At 63.3% G+C, this 26,629-nt stretch carries 26 protein-coding genes; 7 read left to right on the forward strand and 19 right to left on the reverse strand.

Annotation, left to right across the window (positions count from 1 at the left end):
* Positions 1-101: 101 nt before the first annotated feature.
* The 7 genes from kdsA to P3T21_RS20020 all read right to left on the reverse strand — a co-directional run bounded on the left by kdsA (position 102) and on the right by P3T21_RS20020 (position 9,147).
* The gene (kdsA, locus tag P3T21_RS19990) at positions 102-956 is read right to left on the reverse strand and encodes a 3-deoxy-8-phosphooctulonate synthase (RefSeq protein ID WP_429257676.1); all 855 of its coding nucleotides are present in this window, start codon (positions 954-956) and stop codon (positions 102-104) included.
* Positions 953-2,614 carry a CTP synthase gene (locus P3T21_RS19995; RefSeq protein ID WP_429257677.1) on the reverse strand — a complete coding sequence of 554 codons (1,662 nt, stop codon included), beginning with the start codon at positions 2,612-2,614 and terminating at the stop codon, positions 953-955. The genes kdsA and P3T21_RS19995 overlap by 4 nt, the downstream gene beginning before the upstream one ends.
* A gap of 176 nt (positions 2,615-2,790) precedes the next feature.
* Positions 2,791-3,594 (reverse strand): alpha/beta fold hydrolase, encoded by an 804-nt coding sequence (locus P3T21_RS20000; RefSeq protein ID WP_429257678.1) that lies wholly within the window; start codon positions 3,592-3,594, stop codon positions 2,791-2,793.
* 121 nt (positions 3,595-3,715) lie between these two features.
* A complete protein-coding gene (locus P3T21_RS20005; protein ID WP_429257679.1) occupies positions 3,716-6,244 on the reverse strand; it encodes a DNA internalization-related competence protein ComEC/Rec2 in 2,529 nt (842 codons plus the stop codon).
* Between the two features lie 87 nt (positions 6,245-6,331).
* Positions 6,332-7,120 carry a TatD family hydrolase gene (locus P3T21_RS20010; protein ID WP_429257680.1) on the reverse strand — a complete coding sequence of 263 codons (789 nt, stop codon included), beginning with the start codon at positions 7,118-7,120 and terminating at the stop codon, positions 6,332-6,334.
* Between the two features lie 31 nt (positions 7,121-7,151).
* Positions 7,152-7,901, reverse strand: a complete 750-nt coding sequence (gene lolD, locus P3T21_RS20015; RefSeq protein WP_429257681.1) for a lipoprotein-releasing ABC transporter ATP-binding protein LolD — start codon at positions 7,899-7,901, stop codon at positions 7,152-7,154.
* The gene (locus P3T21_RS20020; RefSeq protein ID WP_429257682.1) at positions 7,894-9,147 is read right to left on the reverse strand and encodes a lipoprotein-releasing ABC transporter permease subunit; all 1,254 of its coding nucleotides are present in this window, start codon (positions 9,145-9,147) and stop codon (positions 7,894-7,896) included. Before P3T21_RS20020 ends, lolD begins: the two co-directional genes overlap by 8 nt.
* Before the next feature lie 255 nt (positions 9,148-9,402).
* Between P3T21_RS20020 and P3T21_RS20025 the strand changes: the two genes are divergently transcribed.
* The 5 genes from P3T21_RS20025 to P3T21_RS20045 all read left to right on the forward strand — a co-directional run bounded on the left by P3T21_RS20025 (position 9,403) and on the right by P3T21_RS20045 (position 16,184).
* Positions 9,403-10,512 carry a regulator gene (locus tag P3T21_RS20025; protein ID WP_429257683.1) on the forward strand — a complete coding sequence of 370 codons (1,110 nt, stop codon included), beginning with the start codon at positions 9,403-9,405 and terminating at the stop codon, positions 10,510-10,512.
* Between the two features lie 28 nt (positions 10,513-10,540).
* Positions 10,541-12,238, forward strand: a complete 1,698-nt coding sequence (gene recJ / locus P3T21_RS20030; protein ID WP_429257684.1) for a single-stranded-DNA-specific exonuclease RecJ — start codon at positions 10,541-10,543, stop codon at positions 12,236-12,238.
* A gap of 172 nt (positions 12,239-12,410) precedes the next feature.
* Positions 12,411-13,515 (forward strand): peptide chain release factor 2 gene (prfB, locus tag P3T21_RS20035; RefSeq protein WP_429257685.1). Its coding sequence is split into 2 segments (ribosomal slippage): positions 12,411-12,491 and positions 12,493-13,515, totalling 1,104 coding nucleotides; the frame shifts between segments, so codons are not numbered across the junction.
* Positions 13,516-13,675: 160 nt separating this feature from the next.
* A complete protein-coding gene (gene lysS, locus P3T21_RS20040; protein ID WP_429257686.1) occupies positions 13,676-15,205 on the forward strand; it encodes a lysine--tRNA ligase in 1,530 nt (509 codons plus the stop codon).
* A gap of 265 nt (positions 15,206-15,470) precedes the next feature.
* The gene (locus tag P3T21_RS20045; protein WP_429257687.1) at positions 15,471-16,184 is read left to right on the forward strand and encodes a glycine zipper 2TM domain-containing protein; all 714 of its coding nucleotides are present in this window, start codon (positions 15,471-15,473) and stop codon (positions 16,182-16,184) included.
* A gap of 120 nt (positions 16,185-16,304) precedes the next feature.
* Here P3T21_RS20045 and iscX read toward each other — a convergent pair whose 3' ends face one another.
* The 10 genes from iscX to P3T21_RS20095 all read right to left on the reverse strand — a co-directional run bounded on the left by iscX (position 16,305) and on the right by P3T21_RS20095 (position 23,419).
* The gene (gene iscX / locus P3T21_RS20050) at positions 16,305-16,502 is read right to left on the reverse strand and encodes a Fe-S cluster assembly protein IscX (protein ID WP_429257688.1); all 198 of its coding nucleotides are present in this window, start codon (positions 16,500-16,502) and stop codon (positions 16,305-16,307) included.
* Positions 16,503-16,517: 15 nt separating this feature from the next.
* Entirely contained in the window at positions 16,518-16,859 is a 342-nt protein-coding gene (gene fdx, locus P3T21_RS20055) for an ISC system 2Fe-2S type ferredoxin (protein WP_429257689.1), read from the reverse strand.
* A 116-nt stretch (positions 16,860-16,975) separates the two neighbouring features.
* Positions 16,976-18,847, reverse strand: a complete 1,872-nt coding sequence (gene hscA, locus P3T21_RS20060) for a Fe-S protein assembly chaperone HscA (protein ID WP_429257690.1) — start codon at positions 18,845-18,847, stop codon at positions 16,976-16,978.
* Positions 18,848-18,947: 100 nt separating this feature from the next.
* Positions 18,948-19,475 carry a Fe-S protein assembly co-chaperone HscB gene (gene hscB / locus P3T21_RS20065; protein WP_429257691.1) on the reverse strand — a complete coding sequence of 176 codons (528 nt, stop codon included), beginning with the start codon at positions 19,473-19,475 and terminating at the stop codon, positions 18,948-18,950.
* A 151-nt stretch (positions 19,476-19,626) separates the two neighbouring features.
* Positions 19,627-19,950 (reverse strand): iron-sulfur cluster assembly protein IscA, encoded by a 324-nt coding sequence (iscA, locus tag P3T21_RS20070; RefSeq protein WP_429257692.1) that lies wholly within the window; start codon positions 19,948-19,950, stop codon positions 19,627-19,629.
* A gap of 173 nt (positions 19,951-20,123) precedes the next feature.
* On the reverse strand, positions 20,124-20,540 hold the full coding sequence (iscU, locus tag P3T21_RS20075) for a Fe-S cluster assembly scaffold IscU (protein WP_429257693.1): 417 nt from the start codon (positions 20,538-20,540) through the stop codon (positions 20,124-20,126).
* Positions 20,541-20,616: 76 nt separating this feature from the next.
* Positions 20,617-21,840 carry an IscS subfamily cysteine desulfurase gene (locus P3T21_RS20080; protein ID WP_429257694.1) on the reverse strand — a complete coding sequence of 408 codons (1,224 nt, stop codon included), beginning with the start codon at positions 21,838-21,840 and terminating at the stop codon, positions 20,617-20,619.
* A 92-nt stretch (positions 21,841-21,932) separates the two neighbouring features.
* Complete coding sequence (gene iscR / locus P3T21_RS20085; protein WP_429257695.1) at positions 21,933-22,460, reverse strand: Fe-S cluster assembly transcriptional regulator IscR; 528 nt, start codon at positions 22,458-22,460, stop codon at positions 21,933-21,935.
* A gap of 128 nt (positions 22,461-22,588) precedes the next feature.
* Positions 22,589-23,071, reverse strand: coding sequence for a low molecular weight protein-tyrosine-phosphatase (locus tag P3T21_RS20090; protein WP_429257696.1), 483 nt, complete (start codon positions 23,069-23,071; stop codon positions 22,589-22,591).
* 105 nt (positions 23,072-23,176) lie between these two features.
* Positions 23,177-23,419, reverse strand: a complete 243-nt coding sequence (locus tag P3T21_RS20095) for a hypothetical protein (RefSeq protein ID WP_429257697.1) — start codon at positions 23,417-23,419, stop codon at positions 23,177-23,179.
* A gap of 63 nt (positions 23,420-23,482) precedes the next feature.
* Between P3T21_RS20095 and P3T21_RS20100 the strand changes: the two genes are divergently transcribed.
* Complete coding sequence (locus P3T21_RS20100; RefSeq protein ID WP_429257698.1) at positions 23,483-23,683, forward strand: hypothetical protein; 201 nt, start codon at positions 23,483-23,485, stop codon at positions 23,681-23,683.
* The gene (locus tag P3T21_RS20105) at positions 23,680-24,267 is read left to right on the forward strand and encodes a hypothetical protein (protein ID WP_429257699.1); all 588 of its coding nucleotides are present in this window, start codon (positions 23,680-23,682) and stop codon (positions 24,265-24,267) included. The genes P3T21_RS20100 and P3T21_RS20105 overlap by 4 nt, the downstream gene beginning before the upstream one ends.
* 127 nt (positions 24,268-24,394) lie before the next feature.
* Here P3T21_RS20105 and P3T21_RS20110 read toward each other — a convergent pair whose 3' ends face one another.
* Together P3T21_RS20110 and P3T21_RS20115 are read right to left on the reverse strand one after the other, a co-directional pair.
* Positions 24,395-25,807, reverse strand: coding sequence for a lactate utilization protein B (locus P3T21_RS20110; RefSeq protein ID WP_429257700.1), 1,413 nt, complete (start codon positions 25,805-25,807; stop codon positions 24,395-24,397).
* A gap of 75 nt (positions 25,808-25,882) precedes the next feature.
* The gene (locus P3T21_RS20115) at positions 25,883-26,605 is read right to left on the reverse strand and encodes a (Fe-S)-binding protein (RefSeq protein ID WP_429257701.1); all 723 of its coding nucleotides are present in this window, start codon (positions 26,603-26,605) and stop codon (positions 25,883-25,885) included.
* Between the last annotated feature and the right edge of the window lie 24 nt (positions 26,606-26,629).

Consider the following 26,629-nt stretch of genomic DNA (forward strand, 5'->3'; position numbering starts at 1 on the left):
AACTGCATCCGTTGCGCAGAAAATCCGCTCGCGCCCGGATGCTTTCGACGACCATTCGACCTGCTCGCAGCGCGCCGGCTGACACGCCGTGAGCGACTGCATTAGTTGAAATCGCTTTCGAGGAACGGCGCGCGCTTGACGGCCTGATCGAGCGTCAGCAGCGTCTCGAGCAGATCGGCCATGCGATGCAACGGCACAGCGTTCGGGCCGTCCGACTTTGCCTGTGCCGGATTCGGATGCGTTTCCATGAAGAGACCGGCGACGCCCGTTGCAACCGCCGCACGTGCCAGCACCGGCACGAATTCGCGCTGGCCGCCAGAACTCGTGCCCTGTCCGCCCGGCAACTGCACCGAGTGAGTCGCGTCGAATACGACCGGCGCGTTGGTTTCGCGCATGATCGCGAGCGAGCGCATGTCCGAAACCAGGTTGTTATAACCAAATGACACGCCGCGTTCGCAGGCCATGAAGCGGTCTTCCGACAGGCCGGCTTCGCGTGCTGCGTCGCGCGCCTTGTCGATCACGTTCTTCATGTCGTGCGGCGCGAGAAACTGGCCCTTCTTGATGTTGACCGGTTTGCCCGAACGCGCGCACGCGTGGATGAAATCGGTCTGACGGCACAGGAACGCCGGCGTCTGCAGCACGTCCACGACCGACGCGACCTGCTCGATCTCGTGTTCGCTGTGGACGTCGGTGAGCACCGGCAGCCCGAGCTGCTTCTTCACTTCCGACAGGATGCGCAGACCTTCGTCCATGCCCAGACCGCGGAACGACTTGCCGCTGCTGCGATTGGCCTTGTCATACGACGATTTGTAGATGAACGGAATGTTCAGCTTCGCGCAGATTTCCTTGAGCTTGCCGGCGGTGTCGATCGTCATCTGTTCGGATTCGACGACACACGTGCCCGCGATCAGGAAAAACGGCTTGTCGAGGCCGATTTCGAAGTCGCCCAGTTTCATGCTTTCTCCTCGACGCCCGCCAGATGATGCACGAGCGCGGCTTCGACGAATGACTTGAAGAGCGGATGTCCATCACGCGGCGTGGACGTGAATTCCGGGTGGAATTGAACGCCGACGAACCACGGGTGCATGTCGCGCGGCAGTTCCATCATTTCCGGCAGATCTTCGCTCGGGGTACGGGCGCTGATGATAAGGCCGCCGGCTTCGAGCTGGGGCACGAAGCGGTTATTGACTTCATAACGGTGACGGTGACGTTCGTTCACGTCCTTGCCGTAGATCTCCGAGGCCATCGTGCCCGGCTTGATCGGGCAACGTTGCGAACCGAGCCGCATCGTGCCGCCGAGGTCCGACTCTTCGTCGCGCTTCTCGACCTTGCCTTCACGGTCGTACCACTCGGTGATCAGCGCGACCACGCGGTTCTCTGTGGCCTGGTCGAACTCGGTGCTGTTCGCGTTCTTCAGACCGACCACGTCGCGCGCGAATTCGATCACGGCCAGCTGCATGCCGAGGCAGATGCCGAGGTACGGCACCTTCGCTTCGCGTGCGTAGCGAATTGCCTTGATCTTGCCTTCGGTGCCACGACGGCCGAAGCCGCCCGGCACGAGCACCGCGTCGAGATGCCTGAGGCTCTCGACACCGTCGGCCTCGACTTCTTCCGAATCGATGTACTCGATGTTGACCTTCGTCGACGTGTGGATCGACGCATGGCGCAGCGCTTCGATCAGCGACTTGTACGACTCGGTCAGATCGACATACTTGCCGACCATGCCGATCGTGACTTCGTGTTTCGGGTGTTCGAGCTTCTCGACCAGATCCGACCACATCGACAGATCGGCCGGCTTCGGCGACAGCTTCAGCTCGTTGCAGACGATCTCGTCCATGCCCTGGTCGTGCAGCATCTGTGGAATCTTGTAGATGCTGTCGGCGTCCCACACGGAAATGACGGCGTCTTCCGGCACGTTCGAGAACATCGAGATCTTCGCGCGTTCGTCGTCCGGAATGGGACGGTCGGCACGGCACAGCAGCACGTGCGGCGAGATGCCGATTTCACGGAGCTTCTGCACGCTATGCTGCGTCGGCTTGGTTTTCAGTTCGCCGGCGGTGGCGACCCACGGCACGAGCGTCAGGTGCACGAAGCACGCGCTGTTGCGGCCCATGCGCAGGCTCATCTGGCGCGCGGCCTCGAGGAACGGCAGCGATTCGATGTCGCCTACGGTGCCACCCACTTCGACGATCGCGACGTCCGGCTCGCCGCACGTCGCGGAAGCCGCGCCGCGTTCGACAAACGCCTGGATCTCATTCGTGATGTGCGGGATGACCTGCACCGTCTTGCCCAGATAATCGCCGCGGCGTTCCTTGCGGATCACCGACTCGTAAATCTGGCCCGTGGTGAAGTTATTGGCCTTGCGCATCTTCGTGCTGATGAAGCGCTCATAGTGGCCGAGGTCAAGGTCAGTCTCCGCCCCATCTTCCGTCACGAACACTTCGCCGTGTTGAAACGGGCTCATCGTGCCGGGGTCGACATTGATGTAGGGATCGAGCTTGAGGAGGGTGACTTTGAGACCGCGCGATTCGAGGATCGCGGCGAGGGAAGCGGCGGCAATACCCTTGCCGAGGGAAGAAACTACGCCGCCGGTGACGAAAACATATTTGGTCATCGCTGGATGCTCGCGGGAAAAACGGATTATACCGTAAAGCAGGGTCTCAACCCAGCAATATGCGACGACGCTGGCCCGATCCCGCACCGTTTTCCATTGCCCTCGCCGCTTCGCCACCCGGGCAGATCTGTTCGGATGCCGCCGGCGTGAACCTTGCCGTCAGCTACGCCGCGCGCTCACGTGCGGCGCTCCAGTTCGTGAAGCATCCGCTGCAACGCACGCGCGGTTTCGAGCGGCCTTTCCATTGGATACAGATGGCTGCCCTCGATCCATTCGAGGCGATCGCCTGCCACGCGGCGGGTCGCATCGAGACCGACCTGGCGGATCTCCCTCGAACGCGTGCCCGCGATGAAACCGACCGGCACCTGCACGCCATGTGCGAGCCGCGCGCCAAGCGTATGCGGCAAGGTGCGATAGATCAGGTATTCGGTGCGACGGTCGAACGCGAGCGTGCGGCCACCATCTGCGGAAGTCTGCGGAATGCCGAAGTCGACGTAGTCGGACAGGACGCGCTCGTCCCAGCGCGCGAACGCCGGCTTCGAATGAAAGTGGCGCCAGGTTTCGTCGCGACTGGCCCAGTGCGTGCGGCGCGTACGCGTCGCGGCGGCGGGTGAAAGTTTCTCGTCAAGGCCTGTCCATTGCGACACGCGCAGCATGCTACTCCGCCATCCGGCAATCACCGGCGAATCGAGCATCACGACACCCTTCACCCACTGCGGCTTTTTCAGCGCGGCCATCAGCGACAGATAGCCACCGAGCGAATGGCCGACGAGCCATACCGGCTGCTCATAGCGCCGGCCGATGTCGGCAAGCAGCTCTTCGACGAGATGCGGCCAGTCGCGCGTCACCGGAAAGTGCGCATCGTGACCGATGCGCTCGATGAAGCGCAGTTCGTAGCCGTCCGCGAGCTCGGCGAAGATCGTCCGGTACGTCGACGCGGGAAATCCGTTCGCGTGCGAGAAGTGGATGATGTTTTTCAAACGACGTCGTCTCCTGTTTTTGCTTTTTACCGGTCTGCGTTCCGGGGCGCCGCGCGTGCTGCCTGTACTCTTTCTGCTGTTTATACTTCGGGTTTGGAGCGTACCGCGGATGAACCGCCCTTCATCGATCCATCCAGTAGCGACGATGTGTATCGCGGTACCGCTCGAGCGAAAGCCCTGGGCCCGCGGCTTCGATCCGCACCGCGCCATCGGCATCGCTGCGCGCCAGTTCAGTGTGACGCGCCAGATACCGCGAAAAGACACCCGGATGCGGATGGTGAAACCGGTTGCGATAGCCTACCTGAAATACCGAGACAAGCGGATCGATAGAGTCGAGGAACGGCTCAGTCGACGATGTCTTGCTGCCGTGATGCGGCACCAGCAGCACCTGCGCGTGCAGTGCATCGGGATCGCGCCCGAGCAGGATGCGCTCGACGGGCGCTTCGATGTCGGCGGCGAGCAGCGCGACTAAAGGGTGGCCCGGCTGACGTTGTTGCATCGCGGGCCCGCTCCCGCTCGAACCGGCGCCCTCGCCTGCCGTGCTGACGCGCAGCACGCAGCAATGCGCATTCGGCTTGCCTTGCAGTGGGCCGGGGTCCGGCCAGAGCACGGCGAAATCGACACCGTCCCAGCGCCAGTGCTGGCCAGCCGCGCATGACACAGTATCGGCATTCGCAGCGTGCGCGTCCGCCCAGAGCGGATTCGTCGGCGCCAACGCCGCCAGCAGTTGCCGCACCTTGACGCCAGCAAGCACAGCCGGCGCTCCGCCGGAGTGATCCGAATCCGCGTGGCTGATCATCAGGGTATCGAGCATGTTCACGCCGTTTGCGTAGAGGTATGGCACGACGATGCGCTCGCCCGCGTGCGTCGACTCCGGTCCTGGTCCGGCATCGAACAGCAGTGTGTGATGCGCGGTCTCGATGAGAATCGACGAGCCCTGCCCAATATCCAGCGCGGTCAGCCGGAACGCGCCCGCTGGCGGCCCCGACGGCGACGGAAGGAGCAAGGGAAGCCATGTGATTGGCGCGGCCCAACGCAACGGCCAGCCGCGCGGCGCGAGGCTCCACGCGACACCCACCGCCGCCGCGGCCAGCGCCCAGGAGCCCGGCTGCGGGAGCCGCCAGATCGCCCACGAGATACCCGAGAGCATGTGCAGCCCGGCGACGAGCAGATCAAGCAGCGCGTGTGCACCGCGAAAGGCCCACGCGTCGAGCGGCCCCGGCAATACGACGCCAGCGAGCACGGCCGGCGTCACGAACAGACTGACCCACGGAATCGCGAACGCATTCGCCAGCGGCCCGACAAGCGGAATCTGCGCGAACCAGTAGACGGTCAGTGGCGCGAGGGCCACCGTGACCGCGAACTGCACATGCGCGCCGCTCGCGATGCGCTCCTTGATGCCCAGCAGCCGTCGCAGACACGCCCCCCGAAACCGTGCAAGACGTGTCGCGTCAGGTTCAGGATCGCGCCGCTCGTGATCCTGCACGCGCAAGCGTCCAGACATCGCAAACAGGATCGCGGCCACCGCGCAGAACGACAGCCAGAAACCCGCCGACACGACCGCCCACGGATCGATCAGCAGGACGAGCCCGAGCGCCCACGCGAGCACCAGCGAAGGCGCGACGCTTCGTCCGCTGATCGACGCCAGCGCCACCACAGCCAGCATCCATAGCGCCCGCTGCGCGGGCACATTGAATCCTGCCAGCGCGGCATGACCGGCCGCGAAGAGCGCGCCCGTCGCCAGCGAGATTTTCTGCGCGGGAATCCATAGCGGCCAGTTACGCCCGATAAAGCACGAGCGACGCCACAGTCCGCCTGCGAACCACGCGGCGATCCCCGCTATGAACCCGATATGCAGACCCGATATCGCAACGAGATGGCTGGTGCCGGTGTTGCGCATGAGAAGCCAGTCGGCTTCGCTGACCGCGTCCTGTGCGCCGACCGCCAGTGCGATGACAATGCCGCGATGAGGCGCGTCTGCGAGCGCCGTGTCGATCCGCGCCCGCACCGCCGCGCGCCAGCGATCGATCGCGGCTCCCGCGCCACCTGCTGTGCCGGGCAATCGCATGGCCGCCGATGGCGCGGTGACGTAACCCGTCGCGCGTATGTCTCTCGCCAGCAGCGATGCTTCGGCATCGCGAACGCCGAAGTTCCCATTGCCATGCGCCCGCTTCAGACGCACGGTCAAACGCCAGCGTGCGCCTGGCTCGAGCACGGGTAGTGGTGTTCCTTCGACCATCCACGACAACTGGAGCGTGCGCGGAAACATGGCGATGTTCGTGTCGTTCGATTCGACGGTGAAGAGAAAGCGCGCGCTGTCTGCATCCGTAGCGGGCAAGCCCTTGATGGATCCCTGCACGACAACATTCCGACCTTCCCACTCAACGGGAAGCGCCCGCGCCAGCCGTACCTCGGCTCGCCACGCCGCGTAGCCGAACCCGACGCACGTAGCCACCATCCAGACCGAGCTCCACACGACTGCCGACCGAAGACGAAACCGAAACTGCACGCAACGCGAGAACGCGCCGGCGACAACCGCTGCAACGCAAGCAACCACCAGAATCAGCAACCAGCCGCCCCAACCCGGCAACGCCGCCTGTTGCTGCAACCACACCACGCCCAAAGCAAATCCACACCACACTGCCCGCATCCGGCCTCCTCGACTGAAGCCGGGCGCGTGCATCGGACGCAAGAGCGCCGGACGCGAGTTCCGCCCGGCGGGAACCATCAGAGTGAATTATGCGGAGGAAAGTGCGAGTCGCGGCAGCGCCGCGTGAGCGTTAGCCGTTGTGCCAAGTGCAAGCTCGTTTTCGCTGATACCACGCAGTTCGGCCAGACTCGCGCCAATGCGGGGAATCTGGTCCGGCGTGTTGCGTTCCCTGTACAGCCAGGAAGGAGGAATATCGGGCGCATCGGTCTCGACGACGATCGCATCTAGCGGCAGTTGCTGCGCGAGCCGGCGGATCTGCAGCGAGCGTTCGAAGGTCACATTGCCGCCGAAGCCGAGATGCATGCCGTGATCGATGAACGCCTGCGCCTGCTGGAAGCTGCCATTGAACGCGTGCGCGATGCCTCGATGCACCGAGTGGCGCCGCAGGCCCTTCAGCACCTGATCCTGCGACTTGCGCACATGGCAGATCACCGGCAGATCGAACTCGTACGCGAGCTTCAGCTGGCCGTTATAGAAGAACTGCTGGCGTTCGTCATCGAGGCCCGGCACAAAAAAATCGAGGCCGATTTCACCGAGACCGACGAACAGTGGATCGTCAAGGCTCGCTTCGATTTCCATCCGCAGCACTTCGAGATCGGATTCCTGGGCACGCGGCGTGAACATCGGATGAATGCCAAGCGCATATGCACCGCCTTTGACGCGATGCGCGAGTTCACGCACCGTCGCGAAGTTCTCACGCGCGACGCCCGGAATCACGATGCGCGCCACGCCCGCCCCGTGCGCCGCCGAAGCAACGGCGTCACGGTCCGCATCGAACTCCGATGCGTCGAGATGGCAGTGCGTATCGATCCACATGCGCGCGCCTTTCGTCGTGAATCCAGAACAGTTACACAGGAACCGACGGCTCTTCGTACAGCACACCGTCGCGCAGACGCATCGTCCGGTCGCAGCGCGCTGCAAGATCCGGATCGTGCGTGACGATCACGAAGCTCGTCTCCATCGTCTGCGACAGTTCGAGCATCAGGTTGAACACTGTATCCGCCGTGCCGCCGTCGAGGTTGCCAGTGGGTTCGTCGGCGAGTACGCAGGCCGGTTTTGTGACCAGCGCGCGCGCAATCGCGACGCGTTGGCGCTCGCCGCCCGACAGCTCGCCCGGACGATGCTTCGCCCGATGCGCCATGCCGACACGCTCCAGCACGGCGAGCGCTTCATGCCGCGCGGCTTCGGTCGTCATGCGACGGATGCGCAGCGGCATCGCGACGTTGTCGAGCGCGGAAAACTCCGGCAGTAGATGGTGAAACTGATAGACGAAACCGAGCGCGCGATTACGCAGATCGTTGCGCTCGCGCTCGGAGAGTTTCGTGAACGGCTTGCCCATCACGGACACGTGACCGGCAGTTGGATCGTCGAGGCCGCCGAGCACATGCAGCAGCGTACTCTTGCCCGAACCGGACGCGCCGACGATCGCCAGCTTCTCGCCGCGACGCACGGAAAGCTGCGTATTGTTCAGCACCTGAACGTTCAGGCCGCCCTGCACGAAGGCCTTCGAGATGCCGGTCGCTTCCAGCACATAAGGATAGGGAGCGCTTTCGCCGGACATATCGGACATCACTTGAGAGACAGGACGGTCATTCATAACGCAGCGCCTCCGCCGGACGCACCTTCGCGCCACGCCAGCTCGGATACAGCGTCGCGAGCGCCGACAGCACGAACGCGATCACGCCGATGCGGATCACGTCGGCCGGCACCAGTTCGGACGGCAGTTCGCTGATGAAGTACACGGACGGCGGCAGGAACTGCACGCCGAGCGCATGTTCGATCATCGGCACGAGCCACGGAATGCTCCACGCGATCAGACAGCCGAGCGCAACGCCCGTCGCCGTACCGATGAAGCCGATCGTCACGCCCTGCACGACGAAGATCTTCATGATCGAGCCGGGCTGCGCGCCGAGCGTGCGCAGGATCGCGATGTCGGCCTGCTTGTTGGTGACCGTCATCACCAGCGACGACACCAGATTGAACGCCGCCACCGCAATGATCAGCGTGAGGATGATGAACATCATGCGTTTTTCGATCTGCACGGCGGAGAACCAGGTCTTGTTCTGCTGCGTCCAGTCGCGGATATACAGGTCGCCCGACAGCGTGCGCGCCAGTTCATGCGCGACCTGCGGCGCGCGCTGCATATCCTTCAAACGCAGGCGCACGCCCGTCGGCGCGGGCAGCCGGAACAGCGCCTCTGCGTCGCGGATGTTGATCAGCGCGAGCGTGCTGTCGTATTCATAATGTCCCGACTCGAACACGCCGACCACCGTGAACTGCTTCAGCCTCGGCAGCATGCCGGCGGGCGTGATCGTGCCTTCGGGCGCGACGAGCGTAATCTTGTCGCCGGTGCGCACGCCGAGATTGGTTGCGAGATCGCCGCCGAGCACAATGCCGAAGTCGCCCGGCACCAGATCGGTCAGCTTGCCGGCCCGCATTTCCTTGCCGATGTCCGACACTTCCGGTTCCAGCGCAGGCTCCACCCCGCGCAGCGCGACTCCGCTCACGGCGTCCTGACGCGTCAGCAGCGCCTGTGCCTCGACATACGGCGCCGCGCCGGTCACTTCCTTGTTGAGCCGCGCTTCTTTCGCCGTCAACTGCCAGTCCGGCATCGAGCCGGTTGGCGAGAAAATTTCGACGTGAGCGAGCACCGACAGCATGCGGTCGCGCACTTCCTTCTGGAAGCCGTTCATGACCGACAACACGACGATCAGCGCCGCGACGCCGAGTGCAATGCCCGACATCGACACAAGCGCGATGAACGAGATGAAGCCGTTGCCGGTCGTGCGCTTGCCGGCGCGCGTGTAGCGCCAGCCAATCTGCCATTCGTAGGGAAATTTCAAGCGAATCCTTTTCTGTATTGCTTCGACTTCTTTTCAGCGTGTGCTGGCCAAACCGTCGCGCTGCGCCACTTCTTTCATTGCTTCAGTAGCGGCAGTGTGCTTTAGCAGGGTCCGGACGCTGTGAACGTTGGGTCCGCGAGGCATGGGTTTGGTTCCGCCGGGCGCCTTCCGCCCCGCTTCGTCCGGCCTCGTCTGGTTCCGTCCGGCGGGCCAGGCCGCTCACTGTCGTCAATCAACCGCGAAGTTTGCCATACAATGCCGGGCATCATGCACGCCACCCGCCTCCACCTCCTGTTGCCCTTCGCGCTGCCTTCGGCCGCCGATGCTTCCACCGCGTTATACAGCCTCGCGATTCCCGCACTGGACAAGCTCGTGGCGCGTGCGACGCTGGTCGAGCGCGTGATCGGAGAAGATTTCCAGCGCACGCTGCCGCACGAACGCTGGGTAGCACGCCAGTTCGGCGCCGTTTCGTCTACCCAGCCCGCCGCCGACGAAGCGCCCCTCGCGCCGTACATGCTGCGCGCCGACGGCGGCGAACCCGGTCACGCGACGTGGGCGTGCATCGAGCCGGTCCACGTACGCATCGCGCACGATCACCTCGTGCTGATCGATCCCGAAGCGCTCGATCTCCAGGACGACGAAGCGGCCACACTGCTCGCGGTTGCCCGTCCGCTGATCGAAGAGCTGGGCGTGCGCATCGAGGCGCCCAGACCGACGCGCTGGTATCTGTCGAGCGACAGGTTCGGCTCGCTCGCGGGCGCGTCGCCGCTCCGCGCGAGCGGCCGCAACATCGAAATCTGGCTGCCGCACGAGGCGCACACCGGCGAGCGTTCGCGCGCGTGGATGAAGCTGCAAAATGAAGTGCAGATGGCCTGGTTCGAGCATCCGGTCAACGAAGCGCGCGAGGCGCGCGGCCTGCCCGCCGTCAACTCAATCTGGTTTCACGCGCAGGGCGCGGCGCAACCGGTGAAGAGTCCGTTTGCACGTGTGATGTCGAATGCGGCGGCGACGCGTGGGCTGGCCTTGACCGCCGGCGTCGAGGCGAGCGCGCCACCGGCTTCGTTCGCCGGATTCGCCGAACTCGCCGCCGTCGCCGCAAACGCGCCCGAAGCCGTCACCCTGGTCGAAATCGATCCGTTTTCCTCGCCCTACATCGAGCAGGACTGGGCACGCTGGAACGACGCGTTCGCCGCGCTCGAAGCCGACTGGCTCGCGCCTGCGCTGGAAGCATTGCAATCCGGCCGCCTCGGCGAACTCGGGCTGACGCTCTGCGGCGACACCGGCTCGGTGACGTTGACGATCACCCGCGGCGACCTGCGCAAATTCTGGCGGCGGCGCGTGTTCGCCTCGCTCTTCATCGAATGATTCACCGTATTTCTTCCGGCCTCACTGCATGACACGAATCGTTACGCGCGCCTGTTCTCCCGCCGATGCCGAAGCGCTGATCCGCCACGGCCTGCACCCTGTTCTGGCGCGCCTGTACGCGTCGCGCGGCGTGTGCATGCCCGACGAGATCGAAACCGGCCTCGCACGCCTTGTGCCGCCCGCCGCGCTGAAAGGCTGTGAAGACGCGGCCGCCCTGCTCGCGGATTCGATCGAAGGCAAACGCCGGATGCTCGTCGTCGCCGACTACGACTGCGATGGCGCGACCGCCTGCGCCGTCGCCGTGCGCGGCCTGCGGATGTTCGGCGCGCAGATCGATTATCTGGTGCCGAACCGCTTCGAATATGGCTATGGCCTGACGCCGGAAATCGTCGCGCTGGCGGCACAACGCAAGCCCGATCTGCTGATTACCGTCGATAACGGCATCGCGAGCGTCGATGGGGTGGAGGCGGCGAATGCGCTCGGCATCGACGTGCTCGTCACCGACCACCATTTGCCCGGCGACGACCTGCCGGCCGCGCGCGCGATCGTCAATCCGAACCAGCCGGGCTGCACGTTCCCGAGCAAGTGCATCGCGGGCGTCGGCGTCATGTTTTACGTGCTGCTCGCGCTGCGCGCCGAGCTACGCCGTCGCGGCGCGTTCGGCGACGCGTGTCCGGAGCCGCGTCTCGACGGCCTGCTCGATCTCGTCGCGCTCGGCACGGTCGCCGACGTCGTGAAGCTCGACGGCAATAACCGCGTGCTGGTCGCGCAGGGCTTGCAGCGCATCCGCAAAGGCAAGATGCAGCCGGGCATTGCCGCCCTCTTCCGCGCCGCCGCTCGCGACGCGCGCGCGGCGTCCGGCTTCGATCTCGGCTTTGCACTCGGGCCGCGGCTGAATGCGGCGGGCCGTCTGTCGGACATGTCGCTCGGCATCGAGTGCCTGACCACCGATGACATCGGCCGCGCGTGGGAACTCGCGCAGCAACTCGACACAATGAACCGCGAACGACGCGAAATCGAAGCCGGCATGCAGCAGCAGGCGCTCGCCGACCTGTCCGCGATCGACCCGACCGGCGCGACGACGATCACGCTCTTCAACGAGACGTGGCATCAGGGCGTGATCGGCATCGTCGCCGGACGGCTGAAGGAAAAATTCCACCGGCCGTCATTCACGTTCGCGCTCGCCGACGACAGCGGCACGCTCGTCAAAGGCTCGGGCCGCTCGATTCCGGGCTTCCATCTGCGTGACGCGCTCGATCTGATCTCGAAGCGCGAGCCGGGACTGATCAGCAAATTCGGCGGCCACGCGATGGCAGCCGGCCTGACGATCGCTACCGCCGACGTGCCGCGCTTCACGGCCGCGTTCGAAGCGGTCGGCCGCGAATGGCTGAACGAAAATGCACTCGCCCGCGTCGTCGAAACCGATGGCGATCTGGAAGATGCTTATTTCACGCCGCAATTCGTCGAGATGATCGACGCCGCCGTCTGGGGCCAGGGCTTTCCGGCGCCGGTTTTCTCGGGCGAATTCGAGGTCGCATCGCAGGCGCTCGTGAAGGACAAGCATCTGAAGCTGCAACTCCTGCGCGGCCGGCAACGCTTCAACGCGATCTGGTTCAACCACACCGAGACGCTGCCCGCCCGCACGACGGTCGCGTATCGTCTGTCGAGCGATACATGGAATGGCGTGTCGCGCGTGCAGCTGATCGTCGAACACGCGTTGAGCTGAGTCCGGTAAGGGACGCCCCACGCCCCGCTGCGCTTTCACGTCGAAAGACGGAAAAACGCCCCAAACTACGTAAAAAGCGCCCGAAAACCCGTGCCGGATCACGTATCAGCGCCCGGCGGGTAGCGCCAATCGGCTATAATTTCCCCTTTTTACGAAGCCACATAAGATCGACATGGAAGCGGAACGTCTCAACGCGATCGAAGCCTCTCTGGCAGACCTGCGCCACCGCGCGGACGAGCTACGGGGGTATCTTTGACTACGACGACAAGGCGCGTCGTCTGATCGAAGTCAACCGGGAACTCGAAGATCCCGACGTCTGGAACGACTCGAAGCACGCCCAGGCGCTCGGCCGGGAAAAGAAACTCCTCGATGACGTCGTTGGCAAACTGACGGCGCTGGACACCGACCTGCGCGACACGCAGGATCTCTTCGAAATGGCTCGCGAGGAAGGCGACGAAGAAACGCTCGTCTCCTGCGAAACCGACGCGGCTTCGATCGAACAGCGCGTCGCCGACATGGAATTCCGCCGGATGTTCTCGAACCCGGCCGATCCGAACAACGCATTCCTCGACATCCAGGCCGGCGCCGGCGGCACCGAAGCGTGCGACTGGGCCGCCATGCTGCTGCGCCAGTACCTCCGTTACTGCGAGCGTAAGGGCTTCAAGACCGAGGTGCTGGAGGAAACCGAAGGCGACGTTGCCGGCATCAAGAACGCGACGATCAAGATCGAAGGCGAATACGCGTACGGCTTCCTGCGCACGGAAACCGGCGTGCACCGGCTGGTCCGCAAGTCGCCGTTCGATTCGTCGGGCGGCCGCCATACGTCGTTCACTTCCGTGTTCGTGTACCCGGAAGTCGACGATTCGATTGAAGTCGATATCAACCCGGCCGATCTGCGCATCGACACGTACCGTGCGTCGGGCGCGGGCGGTCAGCACATCAACAAGACCGACTCCGCCGTGCGGATCACGCACATGCCGTCGGGCATCGTCGTGCAGTGCCAGAACGACCGCTCGCAGCACCGCAACCGCGCCGAAGCGATGGCGATGCTGAAATCGCGTCTCTACGAAGCGGAAATCCGCAAGCGTCAGGCCGAGCAGGACAAGCTCGAAGCCGGCAAGACCGATGTGGGCTGGGGACACCAGATCCGTTCGTACGTGCTCGACAACAGCCGTATCAAGGATCTGCGCACCAACGTCGAAATCAGCAATACCAAGAGCGTGCTCGACGGCGACCTCGACCCGTTCATCAGCGCGAGCCTGAAACAGGGCGTGTAAGCATCGACGGCGCGGCAGCACTTGCCGCGCCGCATCGTTTTCGATGCGGCGATCCATCTGCTGCCCAGTTCGCCGCCTGGTTCGCCGCTACAGCACCAGACGCCCTTGCAGTCACGAAGCCCGTCAGCATCATCCGAGCCACCCAGAATACCGAACCATCATGACCGAACCGACCCAGACGACGAACGCCGTGCCTGAGATCGATGACAACCAGATCATCGCCGAGCGCCGCGAAAAGCTGCGCGCGCTGCGCGAACAGGGCGTCGCCTATCCGAACGATTTCCGTCCGACTCACCACGCCGCCACGCTGCAATCGGAATACGCCGATACCGACAAGGAAACGCTCGAAGCGAATCCGCTTCAGGTCGCCCTCGCCGGCCGCATGATGTTGAAACGCGTGATGGGCAAGGCCAGCTTCGCGACGGTGAAGGACGGCTCGGGCCTGATCCAGTTCTTCATCACGCCGGCCGACGTCGGCGAGCAAACGTACGAAGCGTTCAAGAAGTGGGACCTGGGCGACATCGTCGCCGCGCGCGGCGTGCTGTTCCGCACGAACAAGGGCGAGCTGTCGGTGCGTTGCACGGAACTGCGTCTGCTGTCGAAGGCGCTGCGTCCGCTGCCGGACAAGTTCCACGGTCTCGCCGACCAGGAAATGCGCTATCGCCAGCGTTACGTCGATCTGATCGTCACGCCGGAAGCGCGCAAGACGTTCGTCGCACGCACGAAGGCCGTGTCGTCGATCCGCCGTTTCATGTCGGACGCGAACTTCATGGAAGTCGAAACGCCGATGCTGCATCCGATCCCGGGTGGCGCGACGGCGAAGCCGTTCGTCACGCATCACAACGCGCTGGATATGCAGATGTTCATGCGTATCGCGCCTGAGCTGTACCTGAAGCGGCTGATCGTCGGCGGCTTTGAGCGCGTGTTTGAGATCAACCGCAATTTCCGGAACGAAGGCGTGTCGCCGCGTCACAACCCGGAATTCACGATGATGGAGTTCTACGCCGCGTACACGGATTACACGTGGCTGATGGACTTCACCGAACAGCTGATCCGCCAGACTGCGGTCGACTCGCTCGGCACGGCGACGATCACGTATCAGGGCCGCGAACTCGATCTGGCGAAGCCGTTCCATCGTCTGACGATCACGCAGGCGATCCAGAAGTTCGCGCCGCAATACACCGACGCGCACCTCGCGGACAGCGCCTTCCTGCGCACGGAACTGAAGAAGTTCGGCGTCGACGCGTCGCAGCCGCAGTTCCTGAACGCAGGCACGGGTTCGCTGCAACTCGCGTTGTTCGAAGAGACCGCCGAATCGCAGTTGTGGGAGCCGACCTTCATCATCGATTACCCGATCGAAGTGTCGCCGCTTGCGCGCGCGTCGGACAAGGTCGAAGGCATTACTGAGCGCTTCGAGCTGTTCATCACGGGCCGCGAGATCGCCAACGGCTTCTCCGAATTGAACGATCCGGAAGATCAGGCCGCGCGCTTCAAGAAGCAGGTCGAACAGAAAGACGCCGGTGACGAGGAAGCCATGTTCTACGACGCGGACTACATTCGCGCACTGGAATACGGCATGCCTCCCACGGGCGGCTGCGGTATCGGTATCGACCGTCTCGTGATGCTGCTTACCGACAGCCCGAGCATCCGCGACGTCATTCTCTTTCCGCATCTGCGGCGCGAAGACTGATCGATTTTGTTCGTGCGAGGCGCCCGGTGCAACGCCGGGCGCGTCTGGCGGTTTGTAACTATCGGTAAAATCTGCGCGCCCTGCGCTGCGCTGTCAGCAGTCAATTCCTTCCCCGTGTCGCCAGAACTCCGATCTGCCAGATGCCCATCGCACGGCGTCGGACTGCAATTTCGGATATGGTTACAACTTGAAACCTTAGGGCGCTCGAATTGTCGGACACTTTGGTTCAACAAAACTGTCGACTCTGCCCAGACGGAGGTCACACATGGACAATCCCAACACGCAACCCACGCAAAAAAGCGGTCTCCACCCGCTGGTCGCAACGGCCGCGGGTGCCGTTATCATCGCGGCACTGGCCGCCACGGCGGCGGTGACGGGCGTCTTCCCGAAGGCTGGCGGCAACAACGCGCAGACCGATCAATCGCAGGCTGCCCAGGTCGGCACGCAGCCGCCGGTCGTCGATTCCGCGCAGCCCGCCAATCCGGCCAACTATGCGCAGCAGCCGCAGCAGCAACAGGCCGTCCAGCAGCAGCAGGCTCAGGCACAGCAGCAACCGGCCCCGCAAGCGCCTCCGGCGCCGGCTCCGACCCAACAGCCGCAGTACGCGCAGCAGCCCGCCCAGCAGGCGCCTGCACAGCCTGCGTACTGTCAGAGCTGCGGCACGGTCGAAGCCATTTCAGCAGTCAAGACCGAAGGTCACGGCACGGGTATTGGCGCGGTCGGTGGCGCAGTGGCAGGCGGTGTCGTCGGTAACCAGTTCGGCAGCGGCAATGGCCGGACGGCGATGACGGTCCTCGGTGCACTCGGCGGTGGTCTCGCCGGTAACTCGGTAGAAAAGCATCTGCGCAGCACCACCAGCTATTCGGTCCGCGTGCACATGGAAAACGGCAAGACGCGCTATTTCACCTATCACGATGCGCCGCCGTTCCAGCAAGGCCAGCGCGTCCGTGTTGAAAACGGCACGCTTGTCGCGGGTTAAGCCTTCTGCGCGCCGGGCGTTCGTCGTCCGGCTTTAAACTCCGCCAGAAGCGAAAAAGGCGATTCCAGTGGAATCGCCTTTTTTTCGTCCGGTCGTTGCGAACGGAACAGCACTCAACGCTCAATAATCCGCATCTTCGATCCATGCGGCCTGGATCGCTTCGAGGATTTTCTCGTTCGAGCGGTTGGGATCGTCATCGAACCCTTCCAGTTCCATCACCCAGCGGTGCAGATCGGTGAAACGCACCGTTTGTGGATCGACGGCCTGATGCTTGTCCGTCAAGGCCATCGCGATTTCCTGCGTGTCGGTCCATTTCATGGCTGCTGCCTCCTCTCAGTGATTTTCCTTCGCGTGATTGATCGAGTAACGCGGAATCTCGACGACGAGGTCCTGGCCGGCCGGCATCACCGCCTGGCACGACAGCCGCGATTCGGGCTCGAGACCCCACGCCTTGTCCAGCAGATCGTCCTCATCTTCTTCCGACGGCACGAGCGCGTTGAAGCCTTCACGCACGAGCACATGACACGTCGTGCAGGCGCACGATTTTTCGCACGCGTGCTCGATTTCGATGCCGTGTTCGAGCAGATTGTCGCAGATGCTCTTGCCCGGCACAGCTTCGATCACCGCGCCCTCCGGGCACAGTTCAACGTGAGGCAGTACAACGATTTGAGGCATACGTTTTCCGTTCGTTCTCTGGGCACGCCGCCGTCAATGAGGCTTCATGCCATTTTACCGGTGACGCGCGTCTTTTTGACGTCGACGCGCGTCACATCATTCAGGGTTAAAGCGGTTTAGATCTCGTCGAGCTTGCGGCCCGCCAGCGCACGGCGAATGCCCTTGTTCATACGGCGTGCGGCGAACTCGTCGGTGCCTTCGGCGAGCGCTTTGGTCGCGGCTTCGACGGCATCGACATCGTCGCCCTGTGCCACGCCGCGCAGCGCGGTGAGCAGCGTGTCGAGCTGGGCGCGTTCATCGTCGTCGAGCAGTTCACTGTCGGCGGCCAGCGCGGCGTCGGTCGCTTCGACGAGGCGTTGCGCTTCGACCTGCGCCTCGCGCAGCGCGCGGGCGCGCATATCGACTTCGGCGGTCTTGAAGCTGTCTTCGAGCATGCGCGCGACTTCGTCGTCAGCGAGACCGTACGACGGCTTCACCACCACCGAAGCTTCCACGCCCGAATGCTGTTCACGCGCGAACACCGACAGCAGGCCGTCCGCGTCCACCTGATACGTCACGCGGATGCGCGCCGCGCCAGCGGCCATCGGCGGAATGCCGCGCAGCTCGAAGCGCGCGAGCGAGCGGCAATCGCTCACCAGTTCGCGTTCGCCCTGCACAACGTGAATCGCCATCGCCGTCTGGCCATCCTTGAACGTCGTGAAATCCTGCGCGCGCGCGACCGGAATCGTCGAATTGCGCGGGATGATCTTTTCCGTCAATCCTCCCATTGTCTCGACGCCGAGCGACAGCGGAATGACGTCGAGCAGCAGCCAGTCGTCGCCGTCAGCGCTGCGGTTGCCGGCCAGCAGATCGGCCTGGATTGCCGCGCCGAGCGCGACGACCTGATCGGGATCGAGATTGATCAGCGGCGGCTGGCCGAAGAACGTCTCGACCGCGCGGCGAATCACCGGCATGCGCGTCGCGCCGCCGACCAGCACCACGCCCTTGATATCGGCGGGTGTGACTTTGGCGTCGCGCAATGCCTTCTTCGTCGGACCCAGCGTGCGTTGTACGAGGTCTTTCGTGATGGTGTCGAAGGTGGCTTCGTCGATCGTCAGATCGAGCTTCGCGCCGTTCGACAGCGTGGTTTCGAGCTTCGCGTTCGGCGCACTGGACAGCGCTTCCTTCGTCACGCGGACGTTGTCGAGCAGCAGACGGACGTCTTCCGCCGTCAGCGTCTGCGGCGCGATGCCAGCCTGTGCAAGCACGTGACGATACAGCGCGTGGTCGAAATCGTCGCCGCCGAGCGCGGAATCGCCGCCCGCTGCGAGCACCTCGAACACGCCCCTGGTGAGCTTCAGAATCGACAGATCGAACGTCCCGCCGCCGAGGTCGTACACGGCGTACAACCCCTCCGAACCGTTATCGAGCCCGTAGGCGATCGCCGCAGCCGTCGGCTCATTCAGCAGACGCAGCACGTTCAGGCCAGCCAGACGCGCCGCGTCTTTCGTCGCCTGACGCTGCGCTTCGTCGAAATAGGCCGGCACCGTGATCACGGCACCGACGAGTTCGTCGCCGAGCGAATCTTCGGCGCGCTGACGCAGCGTCGCAAGAATTTCCGCCGACACTTCGACCGGGCTCTTCACGCCATCGATCGTACGAATCTGCACCATGCCGGGCGCGTCGACGAAGTCGTAAGGCGCGTTTTCGGCACCTTCCACTTCGCTTTTGCCGCGACCCATGAAGCGCTTCACCGACACGATCGTGTTACGCGGATCGCTCGCCGCCTCGGCCTTCGCCGTGTGGCCAATCCGGCGACCGCCCTTTTCCAGATATCGCACCACGGACGGCAGCAGCATGTGGCCGTCTTCGTCGGGCAGCACGTCAGGCACGCCGCTACGCACCGCAGCGACGAGCGAATTCGTGGTGCCGAGATCGATGCCGACAGCGAGACGCCGCTGGTGCGGCGCGGGCGCCATGCCGGGTTCGGAGATTTGCAGTAAAGCCATCTGTGATCTTCTTCGTGGAAACGTTCGAACCGTTAATGAGTGGTTCGAGTGGTTCGAGTGATTCGAGTGATTCGCGGCAAACGCGACCGGAAGCGTTGTATCAATTATCGAGCTTCTCGATCTGCACGGCGATTTCCGATGCGACCCGCTCGATAAACATCAGCTGACGCACCGCTTCGCCGGCCGCCTGGTTCGCGCCGCTGTCGAGCAGCGCGCCGAGCTTCGTGAAGCGCACACGCTCTTCGTCGCGTAGTTCGGCAAGCAGCGCGTCGAGCGCATCCACATTCTTCGCGGCGGCCGCATCTTCGGTGCCTTCGCGCCATTCCATCTGCTGCATCAGGAACGCGGGTTCCATCGCGGTGTTGTTTTCCGCGCCAACGTCGATCCCGCGCAGCGAAAGCAGATAGGTAGCGCGTTTCAGCGGATCGCGCAGCGTCTGGTACGCCTCGTTGGTGCGCGTCGCCCACTGCATCGCGATGCGCTTTTGCGCGTCGCCAGCGGCGGCAAAGCGGTCGGGATGAACCTGCGCCTGGACGGTGCGATAGGCGTGATCGAGCGTACTGGCGTCGATCGAGTATTGCGCCGGCAAGTTGAACAGGTCGAAGTGGCTGTCGGTCAGCGAGGCCATCGGATTACATCGTCCGTTGATGAGGGGCGTTGAATGTACGCTGGAAGTGCACCGGAAAACAGGCGGCGAAAGTACAGGAAGCAATGCGTGAGAAGCATGCCGGGAAATTAAAAAGGCGGCCCGCGCCGCCTTTTTCCCGCATCGCGCGGCCTTACACGCGGAACGATTCGCCGCAGCCGCACTCGTCCTTCACGTTCGGGTTGTTGAACTTGAAGCCTTCGTTCAACCCTTCACGTGCGAAGTCGAGTTCCGTGCCGTCGATATAGGCAAGGCTTTTGGGGTCGACGATGACCTTCACGCCGTTGCATTCGAACACTTCGTCTTCGGCCGCGAGTTCGTCCACGTACTCGAGCTTGTAGGCAAGACCCGAGCATCCGGTCGTGCGCACACCGACGCGCAGGCCGACACCCTTGCCGCGCCGCGTCAGGTATTTCTGGACGTGCTGTGCTGCCTTTTCGGTCAACGTAATTGCCATAGCGTTTCTCATTGCGCGGGCCCGGGTATCATCCCGCGCCCTGCGACCCTGCCTGCATCCAATATCGCTCATGCCGGGCAGTTCCATTACGCGTTGCCGCGCTTTTCAGACCGCCCGCTGCCTGCTATCCACTGTGGACCCGCTGGCTGCGAATCCGTCGCTACGAATCGCGCTTAAGCAGCGTGCTGCTTTTCGCCCGCTTCTGCGGTAGCGCCATGACGCTGCTTGTAGTCGGCGACCGCTGCCTTGATCGCGTCTTCCGCGAGGATCGAGCAGTGGATCTTCACCGGCGGCAGCGCCAGTTCTTCGGCGATCTGCGTGTTCTTGATCGTCATTGCCTGGTCAAGCGTCTTGCCCTTCACCCATTCGGTGACGAGCGAACTCGATGCAATCGCCGAACCGCAGCCATACGTCTTGAACTTTGCGTCTTCGATGATGCCGTCCGCGCCCACGCGGATCTGCAGCTTCATCACGTCGCCGCAGGCCGGCGCGCCGACCATGCCGGTGCCGACTGCATCGTCGTCTTTCGCGAACGAACCGACGTTGCGCGGGTTTTCGTAGTGGTCCAGAACCTTGTCGCTATAAGCCATGATGTCACTCCTTGATTCGTTTCAAACTGCGTTCGATGTCGATGTCGATGTCGACGCTGATGTCAATGCAGGCGCGTCAGTGCGCGGCCCACTGGATGGTCGAAATATCGATACCGTCCTGATGCATTTCCCACAGCGGCGACAGGTCGCGCAGCTTGGCAATCTTGCTCTTCAACAGGTTGATCACGTAGTCGACGTCCTGCTCCGTCGTGAAACGGCCGACCGTGAAGCGGATCGAGCTGTGCGCCAGTTCGTCGTTGCGACCCAGCGCCCGCAGCACATACGACGGTTCCAGCGAAGCCGACGTGCACGCCGAACCCGACGACACCGCAACGTCCTTAACCGCCATGATCAGCGACTCACCTTCGACAAAGTTGAAGCTGATGTTCAGGTTGTGCGGGACACGCTTTTCCATGTCGCCGTTCACATACGTTTCTTCGATGTCCGACAGACCGCGCAGCAGACGGTCGCGCAGCATGCGGATGCGCTCGTTTTCCGTCGCCATTTCTTCGCGTGCGATACGGAACGCTTCGCCCATGCCGACGATCTGGTGCGTGGCCAGCGTGCCCGAACGCATACCGCGCTCGTGACCGCCGCCGTGCATCTGCGCTTCGATACGGATGCGCGGCTTGCGGCGGACATACAGCGCGCCGATGCCCTTCGGACCGTACGTCTTGTGCGCCGAGAACGACATCAGGTCGACCTTCAGCTTTTGCAGGTCGATGGTGATCTTGCCCGTGGCCTGCGCCGCGTCGACGTGGAAAATAATGCCTTTTTCGCGGCAGATTTCGCCCAGCGTCTCGATGTCCTGCACGACGCCGATTTCGTTGTTCACCGACATGACCGATACCAGGATCGTATCCGGGCGCAGCGCGGCCTTGAACACGTCGAGGTCGATCAGGCCGTCGTCCTTCACGTTCAGATACGTGACTTCGAAGCCTTCACGTTCGAGTTCGCGACAGGTATCGAGCACAGCCTTGTGCTCGGTCTTCACCGTGATGATGTGCTTGCCCTTGCTCTTGTAGAAGTGCGCGGCGCCCTTGATCGCGAGGTTGTCCGATTCTGTTGCGCCCGACGTCCAGATGATTTCGCGCGGGTCGGCATTCACGAGTGCGGCGACGTTTTCGCGCGCTTCCTCGACCGCACGTTCCGCGTCCCAGCCATATGAGTGACTGCGCGATGCCGGGTTGCCGAACTGCTCACGCAGATACGGAATCATCTTGTCCACCACGCGCGGATCGACCGGCGTCGTCGCGCTGTAATCCATGTAAATGGGCAGGTGGGGAATGTCGTTATTCATCAATCGCTCCGGGAAATCTATGTGCTGGCTCTGTCTCTGGCTCTGGACCCGAGGGCTTTCTGTCGTGCCCTTCGCTCCTGCGCGTGCAAGTGTCAACCGGCCAGGTTGAAAACGGAATTCGGTCCTTTCGGCGTGACGCGCGTGGTTTCAACGACGGGCGCTTCGCTGCGCCGGTCGCGGATCACCGCGGGCGCACCTTCGCGCGAACGCTGCTGGTCGACGAGGTCTTTTAGCGACACCGAATCGAGATACTCGACCATCTTCTGGTTGAGCGTCGACCACAGTTCGTGCGTCATGCAGTGACCATCGTGCTGTTTGGTGCCTTCGCAGGTGCCCTTGCCACCGCACTGGGTGGCATCGAGCGGTTCGTCGACGGCAATGATGATGTCCGCAACGGTCACCGCCTCAGCGCGACGCGCGAGGTTGTATCCGCCGCCCGGCCCGCGAACGGACTCGACGATCTCATGGCGACGCAGCTTGCCAAACAGCTGCTCGAGGTAGGACAGGGAAATGTGCTGGCGCTGGCTGATACCCGCAAGCGTCACCGGGCCCTGCTCCTGGCGCAGTGCCAGGTCAATCATCGCCGTGACGGCGAAACGGCCTTTCGTGGTGAGTCTCATGATGTATTGGGGATACCGCAATTCTCGACAAGTTTGGTCAAGTATAAATACATGACGGATTTAGTCAAGTATCCCTATCCCCGTTCCGGTTATCTAACAGATAGAAGACTGCGCGATCAGCGGCGCCGTCAGGTGGTTAATTGGGGACGCAGCGCCGCGATCAGTCCACGACACGCCGCCTCACACTGGTCCAGCACCTGCTCGAAGCCCGCATCGCCGCCAAAATACGGGTCGGCGACCTCGCGCCCGTTGGCTGCGGGTGCAAATTCCATCAGCAGCCGGATCTTGTCGCGCTGCGCCGGCGGGCAGACCGCCTTCAGCGCGGCGACATTCGCGTCGTCCATCGCGATCAGCAGATCGAAGCGCTCGAAATCGACCGGGCCAATCTGTCGGCCGCGTAACGCCGACAGGTCGTAGCCGCGCTGACCGGCCGCGTGTTGCGCCCGCCGGTCGGGCGAAGCGCCGATATGCCAGTCGCCGGTACCGGCCGAGTCGATCAGGATGTGATCCGACAGCCTTGCTTCCTCGACCTGATGCCGCATCACCCCTTCCGCCGTCGGCGAGCGACAGATATTCCCGAGACAGATAAAGCAGATGGAGATCGTTTTCACCAGATCGGTCCGGAGCGTAAGGCAATCAAAGAGCCGCGATCCGCAGCGAAGTCGTGATTATACAAAGGCCGGCAAAACCACGTTTGCCACGGCCCCAAACCTTGTTTACAGGGTTGCCGAAACCGCCGGCAGAACGGAGGCGTCGCGCAGGCTTTTCGCGGGCATGCTGGCGTCATCGCCGACAAGTCCGTACGATACGGCCCGCGCCAGTTCGGCGGTGAGCTGGCCAGCGGCGAGCGGCGTCTGCGTCGCGCGCGAAGCAGCTTCGCTACAGACGTGGACGTAAGCGGCGGCGGCAAGCGGCAGGACGATGGCGAGTGGCCAGTACATCGATATTGTCTTTTTCATGATGCGTTCCTTGATTTGAAGGCGGGTGAGCTCGTGACCCACTTTGCCCATTCGAAATTGTAGATGGGGACGCAATCAGGAAAAACCCACCCTCGCGAGAAACAGCGTTGTCCTGCAGGAAACAGTGCGCAGGTCAAACGTGCCTTTCACGCGATCTGCGGACGCGACTCCCGCGAGCGGATGAAAGAAATCCTTACAAAATCGAACAATGCAGATATGACAAGCCCTGTAAAAAACTGTCTTACTGCAATGAAAGGCTTTTGAGTTACCTCCCCATGAAACGCATCGCATTGATAGCTGGCCTTGCTGCTGCAACGGCCCTTGCCGGTTGTGCCGTCTATCCGGATGGCACGCCGGCCTACGGCGGCGGCTACGACACCTACGACGGCTACGGTCAGGGCTATCCGGCCGAGGGATATGGTTATGGAGCGCCTCCGCCACAGGCCAACGTGTACCTCGGCTTCGGCGGTTACTCCGGACCGGGATATTACGACCGGGACTACTACGATCGAGACTACAACCGCGGCTACTACGGTCACGGCCGACCGCCGCCCCCGCCGCCTCAGAGTGGTGGCCGACCGGGTGGTGGCGGCCCGCCTCCGCCTCAGGCCGGTGGTGGCCGGCCGGGTGGTGGCGGCCCGCCCCCGCCTCAGGCCGGTGGTGGCCGGCCGGGCGGCGGCGGCCCGCCCCAGGCCGGTGGGCCGAATGGCGGTGGCTGGGGGGGTGACCATGGCGGCGGCCGTCCTCCTCCGCAGGGTGGGAACGGAGGCAATGGCGGCAACGGTCGCGGATCCAGCCGCACCGCGGAAACAACCAACGGCCCGGACTGGCGGGGGCCCCGTCATTGAGCGTGTTGCGCGGGTGACGCGCCTCAGGGCCAGAGCCTGGAGAGACAGCCGTTGCAAAGGCCAGAAACATGAACGGCGCGGTTTCAGGACCGCGCCGTTCATGTTTTCTACGCCTGCAACCGATCCATCAGCCGATATGACTGCGCTGCGCCGCGTACAACTCACGGAAAGTCCGCCCGACAGGCGCGGGCATATCACGCGTATTGGTCCAGCCGGAACCGAGCGGCAGACGCGCGATGGCGCGCTTCTGCCCGCCCATCCTTTCCAGCACGCGCACGGCGAGTTTCGTGACGAGCGCATAGGCGCTGGGGTGTAGCGCGAAATAACCCCACACCGCGAGCCCGAGCCGCTCCTGCCACGGCCGCAAGTGGCGCTCCATCTGCTTCTCCCGAAGCTTGCGCAACAGGTCGGAAATCGGAATGCCGACGGGACACACGCTATTGCATTCGCCACATAGCGTGGCCGCCTGCGGCAGATCGATCGCCTTGTCGATACCGACATAGGCCGGTGTCAGCACCGACCCCATCGGCCCTGGATACACCCAGCCATATGCGTGGCCGCCGACCTTCTGGTACACCGGGCAGTGATTCATGCAGGCGCCGCAACGGATACACCGCAACATCTCCTGAAAGTCACCGCCGATCAGCCCGGTGCGCCCACCGTCGACCAGCACCACATACATATGCTCTGGCCCATCCTGATCGCCGGCACCGCGTGGGCCGGTCAGCACGGAGAAGTAGTTCGACGTCGCCTGCCCCGTCGCCGAACGCGGCAGAAGGCGCATGGCGGTCGCCAGATCCTCCAGCGTCGGCAGGATCTTTTCGATGCCTGTCACAGCGACATGAACGCGCGGCATCACCGTGCACATGCCTTCGTTGCCTTCGTTGGTCACCAGCGCGACGGAACCCGTTTCTGCGATCAGAAAGTTGCCGCCCGTCACGCCCATATCGGCGGTCATGAAATGCGGGCGCAGCATCTCGCGGGCCTCGCGCGTCATATCAGGTATTTCGGTCAGACGCGGCCGCTGATGCACTTTCGCGAAGAGATCCGCGATCTCATCCTTATCCTTGTGGACGACCGGCGCGATGATGTGGCTCGGCGCCTCGTTGTCATTGATCTGCAGAATGTATTCGCCGAGATCGGTCTCGACCGACTGCACGCCCATTTCGCCGAGCACCGCGTTCAGACGCATTTCCTCGGTGACCATCGACTTCGTCTTGATCACCTTTTTCACGCTGTGCTCACGTGCGATGTCCGCGATCAGACGCGCCGCGGCTTGCGTTGTCTCGGCATACAGGACCGTAACGCCGCGCCGGGTCGCCTCGCGCTCGAACGTCTCGAGCCAGACGTCGAGGTTCTCGAGCGCGCGGTTGCGGAGCGCCTTCAGCGCATCGCGCGTCGCGGGAAAGTCGATCCCGGTGATCGCGGCGGCGCGGGCCGAAACGAACTTCGTCGACAGTTTGGTGAGATTCTGTTGCAGACGCTGGTCGGCGAGTTTCTGGCCGGCGCGCGCCTTGAACTGCATCGATTGAACCTGCATGGCGACCCTGGAATCCGGTAAATGACTGGCTATGACACCCACACTGTGCAGCAAGTGGTCTGGTTCACGCAAAGATCAGGCGTCGCCGGCCAGCACCTGCGCGATATGCAGCACGCGCGTGGTCGTATCGCCCGTACGGCGCAGGCGCCCTTCTATATTGAGCATGCAGCCGAGATCGCCGAGCACGACGGCTTCGGTTCCGCTCGCGTGGATGTTCGCGCATTTCTCATCCACGATGGCCGTGGAGATGTTGCCGTATTTCACCGCGAATGTTCCCCCAAAGCCGCAGCAGCGCTCGCAGTCCTTCATTTCGTTGACCGGCACGCCGACCTGCGCGAGCAGCGCGCGCGGCTGTTCCTTGACGCCCAGTTCGCGCAGTCCGGAACACGAATCGTGGTACGTCACCGGGCCTTCGAATTCGCCCGGCGTCAATCTGACATTCGCGACACTGACGAGGAACTCGGTCAGTTCGAATACTCTCGGCTGCACACGCGCGTAGCGGCCCATCAACTCAGGATCGTCGCGAAAAAGGTCGCCATAATGCGCGCGAATCATGCCGCCGCACGAACCCGACGGCACGACGACGTAATCGAACTGCTCGAATTCACGGAGCGTCTTCTCCGCGAGATCGCGCGCAATGCGACGCTCGCCCGAGTTGTACGCAGGCTGCCCGCAACAGGTCTGTGCCGGCGGCACCACGACCTCGAAACCCGCCTTCTCGATCAGCTTGATGACCGAGAAGCCGATCTCCGGCCGGATCAGGTCAATCAGGCACGTGACGAACAAACCGACTCGCATAGGCGCTCCTTCGGGAAAACGTCC

The organism is Paraburkholderia sp. GAS334 (assembly GCF_050436625.1).
GTDB lineage: Bacteria > Pseudomonadota > Gammaproteobacteria > Burkholderiales > Burkholderiaceae > Paraburkholderia.